The following is a 575-nucleotide window of genomic DNA, read 5'->3' as shown; positions in this document are numbered from 1 at the left end:
TACGCTGCTGTAGATGGCTCGATTTTTAAAGCGCAGCCCGACGTAGAGGCCGTGTCCCATGACGCGGACCACCCCGCTTTTGTTGATCCACAGCTTGTCCGGGATAGGCCAGAGTGCATTTACACCGGTAGAGCTTGGCATTACGGTTGAGGAATCGGCATGGGGTGTATCTTGCTGGATCGCCTTTGTGTCGTTACCTGGTGCCTTGTCTGAAGCTGCAACTTCAGCCAGGGCATTATCTGTCGCGACTACCGTGTCGGTTGCTAAGGCATCTGCTTGGTTGTCGGGGTGAATCCGGTGATATTGTCTCGCGATTTTCGTCCATAAAACATCTGGGTCAATCGGCTGCGTCGGTGGCTGGGCATGCGAGATAATCTCCCAGGCTTGGGCTGGGGTGATGTGCATCTTGCCCCTAAGAAGTCCTTGGTGGCGACGGCGTGTGTTGTAGAAGTCGCGGTAGTCGACAATCAACTGTTGGACCTGCGCCAGTGTCGTGGGGGTACGAGCATCCAAAAACCTGGTCATGGTTTGGTGCGATCGCTCGTCTTTGCCTTGCGTCGTGGGAGCAAAACCCG

Annotated in this window: 1 protein-coding gene; it reads right to left on the bottom strand. The window is 55.5% G+C overall.

Going from position 1 to position 575, the window contains the following annotated elements; all coding sequences use genetic code 11:
- Positions 1–575: integrase core domain-containing protein (locus tag HMPREF0308_RS00015; protein ID WP_005527574.1), on the bottom strand; the 575-nt coding region annotated here is incomplete at both ends.

Origin of the sequence: Corynebacterium striatum ATCC 6940 (assembly GCF_000159135.1) — a bacterium.
Lineage (GTDB): Bacteria > Actinomycetota > Actinomycetes > Mycobacteriales > Mycobacteriaceae > Corynebacterium > Corynebacterium striatum.
The sequence above is the reverse complement of the archived record's forward strand: the minus strand, read 5'-3'. Positions and strand labels throughout refer to the sequence as shown.